Annotated in this window: 14 protein-coding genes; 9 read left to right on the forward strand and 5 right to left on the reverse strand. The window is 40.6% G+C overall.

Translation table 11 applies throughout. The features are described from left to right. Positions 1-48 precede the first annotated feature (48 nt). Positions 49-1,023, forward strand: coding sequence for a TIGR01212 family radical SAM protein (locus G5B43_RS15355; protein WP_165295692.1), 975 nt, complete (start codon positions 49-51; stop codon positions 1,021-1,023). On the opposite strand, the gene G5B43_RS15360 is transcribed toward G5B43_RS15355, so the two are convergent. Further along, positions 984-1,451 carry a nucleoside triphosphate pyrophosphohydrolase family protein gene (locus G5B43_RS15360; RefSeq protein WP_165295693.1) on the reverse strand — a complete coding sequence of 156 codons (468 nt, stop codon included), beginning with the start codon at positions 1,449-1,451 and terminating at the stop codon, positions 984-986. The two genes, G5B43_RS15355 and G5B43_RS15360, sit on opposite strands and share 40 nt — an antisense overlap. Before the next feature lie 98 nt (positions 1,452-1,549). After that, a complete protein-coding gene (locus G5B43_RS15365; protein WP_165295694.1) occupies positions 1,550-2,722 on the reverse strand; it encodes a pseudouridine synthase in 1,173 nt (390 codons plus the stop codon). A 364-nt stretch (positions 2,723-3,086) separates the two neighbouring features. Between G5B43_RS15365 and G5B43_RS15370 the strand changes: the two genes are divergently transcribed. From G5B43_RS15370 to G5B43_RS15400, 7 genes are all read left to right on the forward strand, one after another. Beyond that, positions 3,087-3,779, forward strand: a complete 693-nt coding sequence (locus G5B43_RS15370; RefSeq protein ID WP_240904884.1) for a lytic transglycosylase domain-containing protein — start codon at positions 3,087-3,089, stop codon at positions 3,777-3,779. Positions 3,780-3,957: 178 nt separating this feature from the next. Next, the gene (ccoN, locus tag G5B43_RS15375) at positions 3,958-6,102 is read left to right on the forward strand and encodes a cytochrome-c oxidase, cbb3-type subunit I (protein WP_165295696.1); all 2,145 of its coding nucleotides are present in this window, start codon (positions 3,958-3,960) and stop codon (positions 6,100-6,102) included. 11 nt (positions 6,103-6,113) lie between these two features. After that, a complete protein-coding gene (locus tag G5B43_RS15380; RefSeq protein WP_130139505.1) occupies positions 6,114-6,308 on the forward strand; it encodes a hypothetical protein in 195 nt (64 codons plus the stop codon). 6 nt (positions 6,309-6,314) lie between these two features. Next, positions 6,315-7,211: a cbb3-type cytochrome c oxidase N-terminal domain-containing protein gene (locus tag G5B43_RS15385; protein WP_165295697.1), complete on the forward strand. Its 897-nt coding sequence runs from the start codon at positions 6,315-6,317 to the stop codon at positions 7,209-7,211. A gap of 83 nt (positions 7,212-7,294) precedes the next feature. Beyond that, entirely contained in the window at positions 7,295-8,686 is a 1,392-nt protein-coding gene (gene ccoG / locus G5B43_RS15390; protein WP_165295698.1) for a cytochrome c oxidase accessory protein CcoG, read from the forward strand. An 8-nt stretch (positions 8,687-8,694) separates the two neighbouring features. Next, positions 8,695-9,117, forward strand: coding sequence for a FixH family protein (locus G5B43_RS15395; protein ID WP_165295699.1), 423 nt, complete (start codon positions 8,695-8,697; stop codon positions 9,115-9,117). Between the two features lie 5 nt (positions 9,118-9,122). Continuing rightward, positions 9,123-9,815, forward strand: coding sequence for a sulfite exporter TauE/SafE family protein (locus G5B43_RS15400; protein WP_165295700.1), 693 nt, complete (start codon positions 9,123-9,125; stop codon positions 9,813-9,815). Here the strand turns inward: G5B43_RS15400 and G5B43_RS15405 are convergent. From G5B43_RS15405 to G5B43_RS15415, 3 genes are read right to left on the reverse strand one after another with little or no spacing between them, the layout of a single operon-like run. Next, positions 9,812-11,278, reverse strand: coding sequence for an efflux transporter outer membrane subunit (locus G5B43_RS15405; RefSeq protein WP_240904885.1), 1,467 nt, complete (start codon positions 11,276-11,278; stop codon positions 9,812-9,814). The two genes, G5B43_RS15400 and G5B43_RS15405, sit on opposite strands and share 4 nt — an antisense overlap. 12 nt (positions 11,279-11,290) lie before the next feature. Then, positions 11,291-14,449: an efflux RND transporter permease subunit gene (locus G5B43_RS15410; RefSeq protein ID WP_165295702.1), complete on the reverse strand. Its 3,159-nt coding sequence runs from the start codon at positions 14,447-14,449 to the stop codon at positions 11,291-11,293. Between the two features lie 59 nt (positions 14,450-14,508). Next, on the reverse strand, positions 14,509-15,612 hold the full coding sequence (locus G5B43_RS15415) for an efflux RND transporter periplasmic adaptor subunit (RefSeq protein ID WP_206367392.1): 1,104 nt from the start codon (positions 15,610-15,612) through the stop codon (positions 14,509-14,511). 212 nt (positions 15,613-15,824) lie between these two features. On the opposite strand from G5B43_RS15415, the gene cls reads away from it, so the two are divergent. After that, on the forward strand, positions 15,825-17,321 hold the full coding sequence (gene cls, locus G5B43_RS15420) for a cardiolipin synthase (protein WP_165295704.1): 1,497 nt from the start codon (positions 15,825-15,827) through the stop codon (positions 17,319-17,321). Positions 17,322-17,341 lie beyond the last annotated feature (20 nt).

Consider the following 17,341-nt stretch of genomic DNA (forward strand, 5'->3'; position numbering starts at 1 on the left):
TGTTACACATTACTCATCACTCAGTACTAATTCTTATCTTTGCAAGAGATGGCTACTTTACTAGATAGCGGAATAAAACCGTATAATCATTATGGGGCATACTTAAAAGAAAAGTATGACGGACAAAAGGTGTTTAAAGTTATTGTGGACGGGGATTTTACGTGTCCTAATCGAGATGGTAGTAAAGGCTATGGCGGTTGTACATATTGTAACGTGGACTCTTTCACACCTGATACTGCCCGTAAAATACCCTCTATTCAAGAACAGGTTGAAAATGGTATAATGCGAGCGCGGAATTCGTATGGCGCTGAGAAGTTTATTATTTATTTTCAACCCAATACCAATACCTATGCACCTACGCATCTTTTAAAGATGATGTATGACGAAGCTTTAAGTATAGATCCTGAAAATACGCTAGGTTTGTCGGTCGGCACACGTCCAGATTGTTTGGATTTTGAAAAAATTAATTTATTGGAATCTTATACAGATCGTTTTGATGTTGATTTGGAGATGGGAATGGAATCAATCTACAATGATACACTGGAGCAGATTAATAGAGGTTGTTCACATGACGAGTTCCTTTCGACTATGCGCATGCTTCAAAATACAAAACTAGATTTATGTGTACATACCATTTTTGGCTTCCCTTGGGAGACGGAGGAAATGATGCTGCGATATGCGGACGAAATCAACAGGCATCCGCACATAAAATTTATCAAACTACATCACCTTCATATTGTAGAAGGTTCCATTATGGGAGTGAAATATAAACGGGAGCCTTTTAAGTTGTTTTCCATAGAGGAATATACGGATTTTTTAGCCAAATTTATTCCTTTATTACGTCCCGACATCATCATTCAACGTATTTTTGGTATTGCGGATAGAGAATTGTTAATCGCACCCAATTGGGGCTTCCCAAAATCAAAGATACAAACACACATTGACAAAGGTTTGGAAAGCCGGGGGGTGAAACAGGGAAGTCTCTATTTTCCTAAGATACCCTTTAAATCAGCGGGAGAATAGTTGATGGATTTGAGCGTTTTGTTATCGCCTTCTCTATAAACTAAAAATAGTCCATCGATTTCTTTATAGTAAGAATTAATACCTTTAGCGAGGTAATGGGCTTGGGTCGCTTTTGCTTCTTCTTCTGTTTTACATGCTTTGCTCATGTTAGAGCGTTGTACTTCTTCAAACAAGGCATTAAATTTGTCTTTTAATCCAAATTCCAAAACGGCACCTGAAAGTACATATTGGATATCGCATAGCGCGTCGGCAATTTCTACAATATCGTTGTCTTCAATGGCCTCCTGTAATTCTTTTAATTCTTCCGCTATTAAAGCAACACGTAGATTGCAACGTACTTCCGAAGGGATGGTTGGCTCCTCCAGAATAGGGTGTTGAAAGGTTTTATGAAATTCTGCTACGGAAGTTAATGTTTTAGGATCTGTCATATTTTAAAGTCAAAAGTTTAAAAGCCAAAAGTAAAAAATAAAACCCATACCAAAAAAACTGCCTTATTATTATCATAAGGCAGCCATTATACTGATTCCTATTTAATGAAATGCTTTAATTGTATGAGCTCTTTTTCCTCTAGATATCTCCATCTTCCACGTGGCAAGTCTTTTTTTGTTAGATTGGCGTAAACAACACGATCCAATTTAAGGACTTCATAGCCTAATGATTCAAAAATACGTCTTACAATCCGGTTTTTTCCAGAATGGATTTGGATACCAATTTCGTTTCTGCCTCCTCCTTGCACATAGCTTATATCATCAGGTTTGATGAACCCGTCTTCTAATTCAAGACCAAATTGTATTTTATTAAAATCGCCTTGTGTTAAATTTTTGCTTAGCTCAATGTGGTATATCTTACTGATATTGTTTCGAGGGTGGGAAAGTTTTTCTGCAAGTGCGCCGTCGTTTGTAAGCAATAATAGTCCAGTAGTATTTCTATCTAAGCGTCCTACCGGATAAATCCGTTCTTTCGAAGCTTTTGCTACGAGCTGCATAACGGTTTTTCGTTCTTGTGGATCGTCGGTGGTAGTGATAAAGTCTTTTGGTTTATTCAAAAGAACATACACCATTTTTTCGCGTTTTAACCGCTCTCCATTATATCTTATTTCATCTTTTGCCGGATCCACTTTAGTTCCTAGCTCCGTGACCGCCTCGCCATTTACAGTGACTACTCCCGACTGGATTAATTCGTCCGCTTTACGACGTGAACATACACCTGCATTGGAAATATAACGATTTAGACGGATCAGACCATCGTCTTTAGGTTCCGTGGTAGCTATTTTTTTTCTTGGATATGATGTTTTATATGAGTCCTTTGAGTCTTTGTTTTTGTATTTATCTCGATTTTCGTATCTGCCTTTATTTTCGTCATCAAACCGATTGAAAGCTCTTTTCCCTGGCCTATCAAATTTCTTCGGGGCGTTATAGGCGCCTTTTCCATCCTTTTGGAAAGGACGTTCCGTGTTCCGCTTAACCAGTTTGTCTATTTTGTTAAAAGAGCGATTGGAGTCGTCTTTTCTATTTTTCTTTTCAAACTTGGCAAATGGACTTGATTTTTTGTTGTCTTCCTCTTCAAATCTAGTTTTTCTAACATCATTTGTTGAAGATGGTCGCTGTGAACGAGCATTTTTTGAGCGGAAGCTTTCGGAGTTACTTCTGCTTTTTTTGGAGTTGTCGTCGCGACTGTTCCTTTTGTTATTGAATGGCATATTTTGTAAATAATTAAGTTACAAAGGTAGCTTTTTTATTTGGGCTCAGGAAAAAAAATGCCCCTAAAAAATGTATTTTATGGATAATAAAAGATGTTTTTCCGCCGATAAGGAATTTGTTGACCAAACGATAGTTTGGACAGTAGGCAAATTTTTCGTATTTTCGCAGGCTGAAATTGAACCAAGCTATGTTTGATCGCTTTTAAGTATTTGATCTTAATTTCGTGGATAGATAGCAGTAAGGGATTGAATGATAAAAAAAAGAGTACTGTGTTGCAGTGTAGTTTTGTCTGTGATGATTTTGTCAAAACTACACTCCACCCCGAACTCAACCTCCAAAAAGGATCCGATACGGAAAGTTTTAATGGAACAGGTTGAGAGACAAAAGCAAGCGATAGCCTTATCGCCGGAGAAACAAAAAGAAGCGTATTATCGCTCCGTCGTGTTTGCAGATGAACAGGTTCCTCTACACAACCCCAGGGTAGAGAAAAAATTTGAGAGATATCTAGCAAATTTTTCTTTTCGCAAACAGCAATCGTATGATTTGCATAAAAAGGCAGCGAAACATTTACCAAAAATAGCAGCTATATTACAATCGTATGGAATTCCTGAGGATTTTAAATACGTGCCTCTTGTAGAAAGCGACATGAATCCCCGGATAACGTCCCATAAAGGAGCCGGTGGTTATTGGCAATTTATGCCGGCTACTGCTCGACTTTACGGCTTGACGGTTAACGGTAGCATAGACGAACGTAAGGATTTGATCAAATCTACACACGCTGCCGCGCGTTATTTAAAAAGTCTATATAAGGAATTTAATGATTGGACGTTAGTCGCCGCAGCTTATAATGTGGGTGGTGGCAGTTTAAAGAATACGATACGCCGACAGGGTACAAAGGACTATTATAATTTAAATTTAAATAGAGAGACCGGTTCTTATGTTTATAAACTTGTTTCGATGAAACAGGTGATAGAAAATCCTTATAAACACGGGTATAAACGTTATGCCAAAACGTACGATAGGTATCAACATGCAAATGAACAGAATTTGCTATAATCTATAGACTGTAAGTGATAAAACAAAAAGACCTTCAAAAAAGAAGGTCTTTTTGTTTATGATATATGATGGTTTCCGATAGTTAAGAAGTGATAAGTGTCATTTTTTTATAAAATACGCGTCATTACATTGCCATAGATGATCCTCTACCTTTGCTGCAGAAATCAACTATTAGAGTATGCAGATTGAGCAATTTAATTATGATAACAAGATTGTGCGTGACTTTGGAGTCGCCACAATTATTTGGGGCCTGGTGGGAATGTCCATCGGTCTGCTCGCGGCCACGCAATTGATTTGGCCGGAGATGAACTTTCTGACGCAGTACACGACGTTTGGCAGGGTACGCCCTGTACACACGAATGCGGTTATCTTCGCGTTCGTGGGTAACGCTATTTTCATGGGAGTGTATTACTCCATGCAACGCGTACTAAAGGCAAGGATGTTCAGTGATCTCTTGAGCAAAATTCATTTTTGGGGCTGGCAATTAATTATTGTGGCTTCAGCAGTTACCTTACTGTTAGGGTATACATCTTCGCATGAATACGCGGAGATGGAATGGCCTATCGATATTGCTATTACTCTAATTTGGGTCGTGTTCGGAATCAATATGTTCGGCACGATCATTAAGCGGCGTGAACGTCACATGTATGTAGCGGTGTGGTTTTATATTGCAACCTTTGTAACCGTCGCGGTATTGCATATTGTGAATTCTATTCAGCTTCCTATTAGTTTCTGGAAAAGTTATTATGTATATGCCGGGGTTCAAGACGCCCTGGTCCAGTGGTGGTATGGGCATAACGCAGTTGCTTTTTTTCTGACCACACCTTATTTGGGTATGATGTATTACTTCTTACCTAAAATGGCCAACCGCCCGGTTTACTCTTATAAATTGAGTATCCTTCACTTTTGGTCGTTGATATTTATTTATATCTGGGCAGGACCTCACCATTTACTATATACTTCATTGCCTTCATGGGTTCAATCGTTGGGAGTTGTATTCTCCATCATGCTGATAGCTCCAAGCTGGGGTGGTATGATTAATGGATTACTGACGTTGCGTGGAGCTTGGGATAAAGTGCGTACGGAACCCATGCTGAAATTTATGGTGGTAGCGTTGACAGCTTACGGTATGGCAACTTTTGAAGGTCCTCTGCTATCCTTAAAGCAAGTTAATGCAATTGCGCATTTTACAGACTGGATCGTTGCACACGTGCACGTAGGTGCATTGGGGTGGAATGGTTTCTTGACATTTGCTGTCTTGTATTTCATAATTCCAAGAATCTATAAAACACCGTTGTATTCGAAAAAATTAGCGAATGTCCACTTCTGGATCGGTACATTGGGAATTTTATTCTATGCTATACCTATGTATTGGGCAGCTGTTGTACAAGGTTTGATGTGGAAGGAGTTTACCCCGGAAGGTGTACTGAAATATCCAAACTTCCTGGCTACAACTTTGGAAATTCTTCCGATGCACATGATGCGCGCTGTAGGTGGTGCGTTGTACCTAACGGGCGTTATCATTATGACGTATAACTTAATTAAAACGATGAAGGCGGGACAACTGGTTGCCAACGAAGCTGCGGAAGCACCGGCTTTGGAACCTGTGGTGACAAGAGAGCCTACTCAACACCGTCGTTTGGAACGTAAACCTGTTTTATTCATGGTATTGGCCTTGGTTGCTATCCTTATTGGTGGTATTGTGGAAATGATTCCGACGTTTACGATTAGTAGTAATGTGCCCAAAATTGCTTCGGTTCAACCTTATACCGCACTTGAGCTTCAGGGGCGCGATTTATACATCCGGGAAGGCTGTGTTAACTGTCACTCACAAACGGTAAGGCCTTTCCGTTCGGAAACTGCACGTTATGGTGAGTATAGTAAGGCAGGAGAATTTGTTTACGATATGCCATTCCTATGGGGCTCTAAACGTACAGGACCGGATTTACATCGTCTTGGAGGCAAATATCCGAATAAATGGCATTTTGACCATTTGCTGGATCCGACCATCACTTCTCCGGGAAGTATCATGCCTGCTTATCCGTGGCTAATCGAGCAGACATTGAACAACAATCTTTTGGATAAGAAGATGAATGCGATGCGTGTGTTAGGAGTGCCTTATTCACAGGAGGAAATCCAAAATGCATTGACAGATTTGCAAAAGCAGGCAGATGAGATTACAGCGGATTTAGCTGCGAACCAAGTGGAAGTTCGATCTGACAGTGAGATTATAGCTATGATAGCTTATCTACAGCGTTTGGGTAAAGATATTAAGGCTGAAGTACCGGAATCAGCTGATGAGATTGTGTTATCGGATAATTAAAAGGAGGACTTATGTTTAAGCAAATAACAAATTTAAATGGAGATGAGATTTATCTAATCGCATCGTTATGGGTCTTTCTGGTATTTTTTGTACTGGTGGCTTGTATGTTATTTTGGATGAAAAAAGATCATATCGATCACATGAAAGATATTCCTTTTGACGATGGGGAATCGGAAAAGGAGAATGACCAATCATTGCAGAAATAAAGATTTATGAATACATTATTATTAGCAGCCGAAACCACTACAAAAGCATCCGAATGGGTCTTTGGGTCGGGAAATATATACAACGATATTCTTATTATCGCCCTCATCATTGTCATGATAGCTCTTTTAGCGTCAGCATTGGTGGTAAATAAGGCAATGAAATCGATTATTACCTTAACGATGCCACAATTGGCAGCTGAACAACGGACGAGAAAGACTAAAAAGATAAATTGGCAGGCGATCTTGGCTCGGTTATTAAGCTTGCGACCAATCGAAGAGGAAAAAGATTTGGAGATCGACCATGAATACGATGGTATCAAGGAGCTGGATAATCCGGTTCCAGCGTGGTTCAATGCTTTATTCTATTCTACAATTACTTTTGGGGTGGTTTACCTGCTCGTGTACCACGTTTTCGGATGGGGACCTAATCAAGACCAGGAGTATCAACGAGAAATGGCCTTGGCGGAAAGGGAGAAACAGGAATTTTTAGCACAATCAGCAAATCTGATTGACGAAAGTACGATAGAAATTGACGATACCGGTACATTGGCAGCATCGGGTAAGGGAATCTTTATGGCGAATTGTGCAGTTTGTCATGGAAATGCGGGAGAAGGCGGAATTGGTCCAAATTTGACTGATGAATATTGGCTACATGGGAGTGATATTAAAGATATTTTTGCCGTGGTCAAATACGGCGTTCCGGCGAAAGGAATGGTGCCTTGGGAGCAAACGTTGACACCGGGACAAATCGCAGAAGTAAGTAATTATATTATTACCTTGATGGGTACAAACCCACCGAACCCCAAAGAACCGCAAGGAGAAAAAGTGACACCGAAAGCGAGTGAGGAAAAGGAAAGTGCTGATGCATCAGCAGAACAAGCGACCGCTGAAAATGAGGTGTAGTTAAGCTTTTATTTTGAAGTTAGCGGGTTAGAGAGGTCCTTTTTCACGCTTTAACTTTTTAGCAATTAGATGGTAAAATAATCATGGGAACAGTAGTAGGCGGAAATAGTGCCGGTACAAATTCTGGTAAAGAGAAGCGTCAATGGATTTATGCAAAAAAGCCCGGTGGTAAATTGTACAACTACAGACAGTGGGTAGGCTACTCACTACTGCTGTTCCTTTTTGCCGCTCCGTTTATCAAAATCAACGGGAATCCTTTTTTATTGTTTAATATTATAGAACGAAAATTCTCGATTTTTGGTTCGGTTTTTTATCCGCAAGATTTACATATCTTCGTTTTCGGCATGCTGATTATGATGGTGGGTATCGTTCTTTTTACAGCGGTTTACGGTAGAGTCTGGTGTGGTTGGACGTGTCCGCAGACCATTTTCATGGAATTGATATTTCGACGTATCGAATACGTTATTGAGGGGGATTGGATACAACAGCGGAAATTAAATGAAGGTCCTGATTCGGATGCGAGAGCTTGGAAAAAGGTATTGAAACATACGATTTTCTTTACCATTTCGTTTTTCATATCGAATATCTTTTTGGCCTATATTATCGGTGTCGATGCGCTATATAACATTATGGCCGATCCCGTGGATCAGCATATCGTGGGTTTTGCATCTATTATTATCTTTACCTTTGCTTTTTACGGTGTATTCGCACATGTGCGCGAGATCGTTTGTACAACGTTGTGCCCTTATGGTCGGCTTCAAGGAGTATTGCTGGATGAGAAAAGTCTAACGGTAGCTTATGATATGAATCGGGGAGAGCCGAGAGGGAAACTAAAAAAAAATGATACGGAACATGGCGACTGTATCGACTGTAAACTTTGTGTACATGTTTGCCCGACAGGTATTGATATTCGTAATGGCACCCAGTTAGAATGCGTCAACTGTACAGCCTGTATCGACGCATGCGATACCGTTATGGATAAAATAGGAAAACCCAAGCGTCTCATTGGTTTTTATTCTATGGATGACCTATCCGGAGAAAGAAAAGCAGATAAGAAGAATAATACGCGTGCTATCGCTTATTCTGCTATATTGGTTGTATTGACTGTGATGTTTTGTTTCTTATTGTTTAGCCGTTCAGAGATAGACGGACGCTTATTGCGTGCAACAGGAAGTTCTCATCAGCTTCGTGAAGACGGAAAAGTCAGTAACTTATACACGTTGGAGCTGCTGAATAAATCTGGGAAAGATATACAATTTAATATTGAAAGTGTCGACGACAAAGTTGATGTGCAGATGGTCAACAATATCCGTGACTTGAAAAAGGAGGGAAGCGCGACATTGAGTTTTTTCTTGCTGATGGATAAGAGAGAAATTGAACAATATAAACAGAATGTAAAAATAAACATCGTTTCCGATGGAAAGGTAATGGAGACTTTAAAGACGACCTTTATAGCTCCTCCAAATAAAAAATAGGGATAAACATGAACTGGGGACTAAAGATTGTATTGGGGTTAGGGGCTTTTATCATATTTATTGTCAGCGCGGGAATATATATGGTAACTAAGAATACGGATACGTTGGAAGATGAGGATTACTATGAAAAAAGTTTATCTTATGATGAAGTTTACCAACGTAAGCAGAATTTGTTAGATGATCATGCCCGTCCAACGGTAAACGTCAGAAATGATACCTTGTATATTATGTTTAGTAAACCGCATAATCGCGGCGACCTTATCTTTATGCGACCATCCGACAGTATGTTGGATATATCGTTGCCTTTTGTAACAGAGGGGCAGGATTATAGATTACCGGTGGACAACTTTAAAAGAGGAAGTTGGCGTCTGGAAATTTCTTGGGAGCTAAACGGAATACCTTATACTTCGGACCATAATCTATACTTTTAAAAACAATGATGTATAACTATTTGGCATTTTTTATGGGACTTTTCGGGAGTGTACATTGTGCTGTTATGTGTGGACCGTTATTAATCGCTATAAATAGTCAAATGGGGCTGTCGTGGGAAGTCGTCTTCAACCGTGTACTTTATCAAACTGGACGCATTCTCACTTACGGAATGATGGGACTTTTATTAGGCGTACTGGGAAGTGTGGCCACCGTACAAGGATGGCAAAAGGGATTGAGTATAACTGTGGGGATTTTACTTCTGACAATCGGTATGTTTTATCTATTCGCGAAAAATACACGAGCGTTAACCCATTTTCAAACAAGGGCTGTTCAGCCGTTCACGAAATATATGGGGCGATGGCTTTATAGACCGGGAGGCTCTTTTGTTGCAGGAACTTTAAATGGGATTTTGCCATGTGGTATGGTTTATATGGCGTTGGCATCGGCTATGAACGCCGATTCTTTAACGAATAGTTTTCTTTTTATGATTCTTTTTGGCTTGGGAACATTGCCCTTACTTCTCATCCTATCTTTTGCCGGAAGTTTTTCCAAACCCATTTTTAAACGTGGATTTAATCGTGTACTGCCGTTTCTTTATTTAGTCCTGGGCATTTGGTTTATTTTACGGGGAGCGAACCTAGATATTCCTTATCTAAGTCCGCTATTACATGTAGATGGAGCCATTAATTGCGCTTAATAGGGGTCGTGTACCTGTTCTTGCCATCCGCCACCGAGCGCCCTATATAAATCTACATAAGCTTCCAGTTGTCTCTGTCTAACGTCTACTAGTGCCAGTTCACTGGAAAGGGCGTTGCTTTGGGCAGTAATTACTTCGAGATAAGTTGCATAATCACTCATAAATAATAACGATGCATTTCTAACAGCTAATTCGGAATTTTCCACTCTTCTTCTAGCGAGTTCGATTTGCTCTTTCTGCTTTTCTATCGTAATGACAGTATTCGATACTTCATGTACCGCTTCCATGACTGCTTTTTGTAGCTCCAACTCTGTCATTTCGCGTTCGATTTTCGCCACTTCCCAGGCATTTTTTAATCGGCCGTTTCGAAAGACGGGAGTAGTTATTCCACCAGCAATACCACCTAGAAGAGCTCCTGGAATGTTAAACCAATTTTTCGGCAGCATCGCGTTCACACCAAATACGCCGCTGAGGGAAAGCTGAGGATAACGCATAATCTGTCGTATATTCATTTCAGCGTTGGCCGCAATGAGTGCATACTCTGCCCGTTTAATGTCGGGCCGATTCCTGACAATCTCTAGAGGAGCGCCCAAGGTGATGCTGTTTTCGGTGTTCATCAAGCTGTCTATTTTGAACCCTCTACTTACAACATTTGGCATCTCGCCTATTAAAATATTCAGTGCATTTTCCTGTAGGGCGATTTCTTTCTCCAACTCGGGAATCAGTGAAGCGGCGACCAGTCGCTGAGATTCCGTTTGCTGAATGGCTAATGCCGTAATCTCGCCGGCATCGTATTGCAGGCGGATCATGCGCAGTGTGCTGTCATTAAGTTGTAGGTTACGCTTGGCAACTTCAATTTGAGCGTCGAGCATAATAAGGTTAAAGTACCCTTTGGCAACATCTGCAATTAGACGGGTTTGGATGGCATTTTTTGCCTCGTAAGAGTCTAAAAAATCTGATTTTAGAATATCTTGCTGATGAGCGATTCGTCCCCATATATCCAATTCCCAACTAAATTCTAATCCCGTAGCAAATTGTGATTGATAGTTGAAAAGATTGTCTGGCGCCTCTTCCTCGCCGTACCATCTCGATGATGGATTTCCATAAAAGTCTCTTGACCGATACTGTCTATTTACGGTAGCGATATTACCATCTATGGAAGGAAGATATTCCAATTTATTTTGTCCTAGATTACGATTGGCAATTTCAATATTCTTCAACGCCGTTCGCATATCATAGTTGTTGACAAGTGCCGTATCAATAAGTGCTATCAGCTGCGGGTCGTTGAAAAAATCACGCCAGGGAACCTGTGCGAAAGTAATCGTGTCCTGCTGATAGGTCAGTGTATCCCCTCTAAAACTTTCCGGGAGATTTAGTTCCGGTTGGACGTACCGCTTACCGACTTTGCATGCTGATAAGCTGACCAATACCGCCGTAATATATACCAGTTTTTTCAGTGTCATAAGTTTCATGCGTTATTCGTCAGAAGATTTTAGTTTCTGTCTTACTTTTTCATCTAATGTCTTAAAGACCATAAACAAGACAGGGATAATAAATATACCAAATATTACGCCCGAAAGCATCCCACCTGCGGCACTAAAGCTGATGGAATGATTTCCAATAGCCGATGGACCGACCGTCCACATTAATGGCACGAGCCCAGCTACGAAAGCGAGAGAGGTCATAAGAATAGGACGGAGGCGTAATTTTGCACCCATGATGGCTGCGTCGTAAATGCTCATACCTTTGTTACGTTGTTGTATAGCGAATTCAACGATAAGGATGGCATTCTTTGCCAGCAAACCAATCAGCATAATTAATCCTACTTGTACATAAATATTATTTTGTAAACCTACTATCCAAATTGTCGAAAACACCCCAATTAACCCTACTGGAACAGACAACAGGACTGCCCAGGGAAGAATATAACTTTCATATTGAGCCGCTAAAAGGAAATAAATAAAGATAAACGAGAGCCCAAAAATAAGGATGGTTTGTGAGCCGGCTTGGCTTTCTTCATATGCCATTCCCGTCCATTCATAACCATAGTTCGCAGGTAGTTCTGCTGTAGCAAGCTGTTCGATAGCGGCCATTGCATCCCCGGTACTATATCCCGTAGCTGGGGTAGCGTTCACCGTGATGGAATTATACAAATTGTAACGTGAAACGGATTCGGGACCGATAACCTTATTTAGTGTCAGCAATGTCCCCACCGGCACCATGTTGCCATCTTTGTTTCGAACAAAAATAGAGTTCAATGATTCTGGATCGGTTCGGAAGTCAAAATCGCCTTGCAAATATACCCGATACGTCCTGCCGAAACGGTTAAAATCCCCACCGTTTACACGGGCGAAGTACAGACGGATGGTGCTCATCATTTCGCGAATATCGACACCGAGACTTTTTGCTTTGACCACATCGATATCTGCTTCAAATTGTGGGAAATTAGATTTAAACGTTGTATATGCATTGCCTACTTCGGGGAGCTCGTTGATCTGGCGGATAAATGTATCGGCAACGAGGTCGAAGTCACGAATATCTCCCCCCAAACGATCCTGTAATACCAGTTCGAGTCCAGCAAATTCACCGAAACCTTGTACAGTAGGTCGTGGGAAGACGGTAAATGTGGCTTCATCGATTTGGGACAAATCATTCCGGATAGTATCCATAAACGCGTTTATGGACTTAATGTCTGTCCGTTCCTTATGCGGTTTTAGGTTGATATAGCCTGCTGCAAACGCCGGACTAACTCCTCCGTCCAGTGCATTAAAACCTGATACGGTTGTCATTCCCGCAATATCTTCTCGCTTCTTTAGTATACTGTCTGCCTTGCGCAATACCGCAGTGGTTCTAGATAGGGATGCACCGGGAGGCATAGCCAATGAATAAGTCACGAAACTATCGTCTTCTGTAGGGATAAAGCTTCGTGGCGTATTCGTCAAGAATACGACTCCAATGAGCGTAACGATGGCCAATCCTAAAAAGGCAATCTTTTTATGATCCAATAAATACTTTGCTCCAGAAAGATATTTGGTGGTAAATTTATCGAAAGCTGTATTAAAAGAGTCAAAGAACCTCTTTTTGTATTTTTGAAACGTATTTAATTTTTTCTCGTCCTCTATTTGTTGTGGGTGCACTGGCTTGAGCAACAACGCGCAAAGTGCGGGGGAAAGAGTCAGTGCATTAACAGCCGATATCAATATAGCCGTAGCCAATGTGTAAGCAAATTGTTGATAAAAAATACCTGCTGGACCTTTCATAAAACCCACGGGGAGAAATACTGCAGCCATAACCATCGTAATCGATAGAATAGCACTTGTAATCTCAGACATCGTTTGAATAGTGGCTTCTTTTGCTTTCAAACCTGTCTCATGCATTTTTTGGTGAACCGCTTCCACAACTACAATGGCGTCGTCGACCACGATACCTATGGCGAGGACGAGTGCAAACATCGTGAGCACATTCAAAGAGAAGCCAAACAGGCCCAGGAAGAAGAACGTACCGACAAGGGATACCGGGATAGCAATCGCCGGTATCAACGTGGAACGGAAATCTTGTAAGAAAATGAACACGATAATAAATACCAAAATAAAAGCTTCAAAAAGCGTATGCTTTACTTGGTTGATAGACTCGTCAATTTGATCCCGCACACTATAGGATATTTCGTAATGTATCCCTTTTGGGAAGGCGACCGATATTTCCTCTAGTACTTTCCGTACCTCTTGGTCGATGGCGTGTGCATTGGAACCGCTCGTTTGTGTAATATTAAGTGTTAGCCCAGGATACCCATTCACTTTATTGTCGCTATTTAGGTTTGTAGCGCCAAACTCAATGCGGGCAATGTCTTTCAAGTATAGGATAGATCCATCGACATTGGTCTTAATGACCATATTTTCAAACTCTTCGGGCTGCGAAAAACGCCCCTTATGCCGAATAACCGTTTCGAAAACTTCGTCCGTAGCCTCTCCAAACTTACCGGGTGCCATCTCGAAATTCTGGTCACTTAAAGCTTTTGTAATATCTTGTGGAACTAGATTATAAAGTGCTAATTTTTCAGGATTCAACCAAACGCGCATAGAGTAGTCCCGTGCGCCAATTCTTGCAACTTGTGCGACACCATCCACTCGTAAAAGTGGGCGAATCATATTAATTTGTGCATACGCTTGTAAAAATGTCTCATCATAGATAGAGTCTTTATGATCCGAATAAAGATTTATCGTCATGATGGCTCCACTCTGTCTTGGCTGTACGATGATACCGTTCTCGTTAACTTCTGTCGGGATAGTGGATATAGCTCTGGAAATACGGGTTTGTACATTGACCGACGCAATATCTGGGTTAGTACCTGTCTTGAAGAATACTTGTATGCTACCCGATCCAGAATTGGTCGCTGTAGACCGGATATAGGTCATGTCTTCAACACCATTAATGGCCTCCTCCACAGGGAGCAGTACACTCTCTGCTACGGTTTCGGAGTTTGCTCCAGGATAACTCAGAGATACTACAACACTGGGAGGAGCAATTTCGGGAAACCTGCTGACAGGAAGCGTCATCATCCCGACAAGGCCCAAAATAACTAAAATCAAGGACACTACGGTGGCTAGCACCGGTCTATTTATGAATGTTTTTAGCATTGAACTATACTTTTAAATCAATCTGGTGAGAGGAGATTGCAAATGAAGAACATCCGCAATTATTGGGAAATAGGAGTTACGACTGAACCGTCCGTAATTTTATCTATTCCAGAAAGTAATACCCTATCTCCGATATTCAGGCCAGAGACAATATAGTTGTCTCGACTGGTGCCCTCTATTTTAATAGAGCGGCGCTCCACTTGATTGTTATCATCCAAGATATACACAAATGTCCTGTCTTGTAAAGAACTGGTGGCGACTTGTGGAATTTGAATAACCCCTTTTTTAGTTTCTGAAATTTTTAGCGTACCTGTACTCCCATTTCTTAGAATATTGTCTTCGTTTGGAAAGGATGCGCGCAAAGATATAGCACCTGTAGTTCGATCCACTTGGCCGTCGATAGCATCGACTATACCTTTTTTGCTGTATTCCTCACCGTCGGCAAGAATTAGGGTTGCTTCAGGGAAAACGAGCCGGTTTTTGGAACTTTTGATGCCCAGTAGACTATCTTCCCGTGCCTTTATTTTAGAAAAGTATAAAAAATCTGATTCATTCATAGAGAAATAAACATAGACCTCCTGCACATCGGACAATACGGTCATCGGTTCTCCGTCACCCTTGGAAACGAGGTTTCCTATTCTTTTCGGAATCCGACCGATATAACCACTAACAGGGGCTGTTAGGATGGTAAATTCTTTGCTAATTTCAGCGTTTCTTACCTCTGCAGCAGCTTGATCGAGTGAGGCTTTGGCTACGTCATAGTCGGACATTACTTTCCGAAGTCTAACTTCCGATATGACATCGTTCTCTACCAATGGTTTTAAACGTTCCACTTCCAACTTGGCGTTTTCTAGTCTTGCTTTTGCAACATTTTGATTCGCTACCGCGTTATTGAGACCCTCCTGATATACCGAAGCATCTATCTTGAATAACGTTTGACCCTTTTCTACATATTGCCCTTCGTCCACATATATTTTCTGCAATATACCCTCAACTTGTGGTCGGATCTCCACGTTTACCTTGCCTTCAATGGTTCCTAGATAATCTTTTACCGTAACGGCACTACTTGTATCTACTGTATGTACCGGTAAAGCTAAGGGTTTATTTGCAGTATCTTCTGATTTGCTTGTATTACAGTTTGTGAAAAAAACTGTCGTGGTCATAGCTATTAATGCGTATGCAATTTGTTTTACCTTTAACTTTCTTTTTTTTATATTCATCGTTTGCATTATGTCTTTTTAAACCTGTTTTTTTTGTAACGGTTTAGTTACAGGTAACGTGCAATTATAACGTTTTTTATGTGGAATAGTTGTTTGTTTAACAATTCTTAACGTAAACTAATTAGCATTTAATTCATGCAAAAGCACTATTTTTAATGGATTTTGATGAAGATATGGAATTTACACAAGAACTCCTCAATTTTTTAAAACAATGGTATTGGATACCAGTTGTTTTTTTGTATTTGGGGGTGCTCAGTACTATTTTAATAGAAAATAGAAATCCTACAAAAACATTATCTTGGATTTTGGTCATTGTTTTTTTGCCTGTTATTGGTCTTCTAATTTATTATTTTTTTGGACAAAAATTTAATAAGGTTAGACGTCTCAGACGTGTAAACGATGCACAGACGTTGCGCTTGAAGAAAGAATGGGACCGTCTAGAACCCTACATGGAACAAAATATTGCGCGTATCAACGACAGAATAGGGACACTTTCTAGGGTATTTACTTTTTTGAAAAATGAACGCTTGTCATCCCCAACGACTGGAAACAGCGCGAAGTTGCTTATCAATGGTGAAGGAAAGTTTCCAGACTTTCTAAAATCCTTACGTGAAGCTCGCCATTCTATTCATATAGAATATTATATTTTCGAAGTGGATACAATCGGCAAGGAAGTTTTGCATATTTTGGAAGAAAAGGCCAGAGAAGGGGTTTTTGTTCGTCTATTGGTTGATAGTATTGGTTCACCAACATTAGTAAGACATTTGGCACGCCAAAAGGATTTAAATTTTGAATACCGCCGCTTTCTCCCCGTGACTTTTACGTCTATGGGAAGTAGCAATTATCGGAACCATCGTAAAATAGCCGTTATAGATGGGGAAATAGGATACATTGGGGGAATCAATATTTCAGACAGGTACATTAACGATCCAGCAAACAATAACCTTGTTTTTTGGCGTGATACTTCGTTAAAGATAGGGGGGGCGGCCGTGGCGATGCTCCAGATTAGTTTTTGGAATTCCTGGAACTTAGCGGATGGGACGCCTTTCCAATTGAATGAAGGATATCTTCTCCATCAAATGCCAGACGAAGATAAAAAAGGAAATGCGGCAGTTTCCTTTGTTGAGAGTGATCCAGGTTCATTAGGGCCTTTCAATATGGAGGCCATTCTTGTTGGATTGGGAGAGGCTGACAAAAAAATCCAACTTGTTACACCTTATTACGTGCCGAGCGATGAATTATCAACAGCTTTAAAGGTGGCAGCGGCTTCGGGTTTGGAAGTAGAAATGATGCTGCCAGAAAGATCGGACTCCTATATCGTGCAACATGCTAGTCTTTCGTTTATTAAACCCCTGTTGGAACGAGGAGTAAAGGTTTATTTTTATAAAAAAGGTTTTATCCATGCGAAAACGATCAATATAGACGGAAAGCTTTCTTATATCGGAACAGTCAATTTAGATACACGCAGTTTTTATATCAATTATGAAATAGCCGCAGTTGTTTCTGATGAAACTGTTTGTAGACAGTTAGAAGCGCAATTCGAGCGCGATAAAGAAGATTGTGAGCTCATGACCTTGTCTGAGTGGAAAAAACGGAATGTATGGAAACGGGGTCTCGATTCTGTATGCCGTTTGCTTGCTCCATTGTTATAAGGTGTTAAACCTAGCCGGAA

It is taken from the genome of Sphingobacterium sp. SGR-19, assembly GCF_011043555.1.
Taxonomy (GTDB): domain Bacteria; phylum Bacteroidota; class Bacteroidia; order Sphingobacteriales; family Sphingobacteriaceae; genus Sphingobacterium.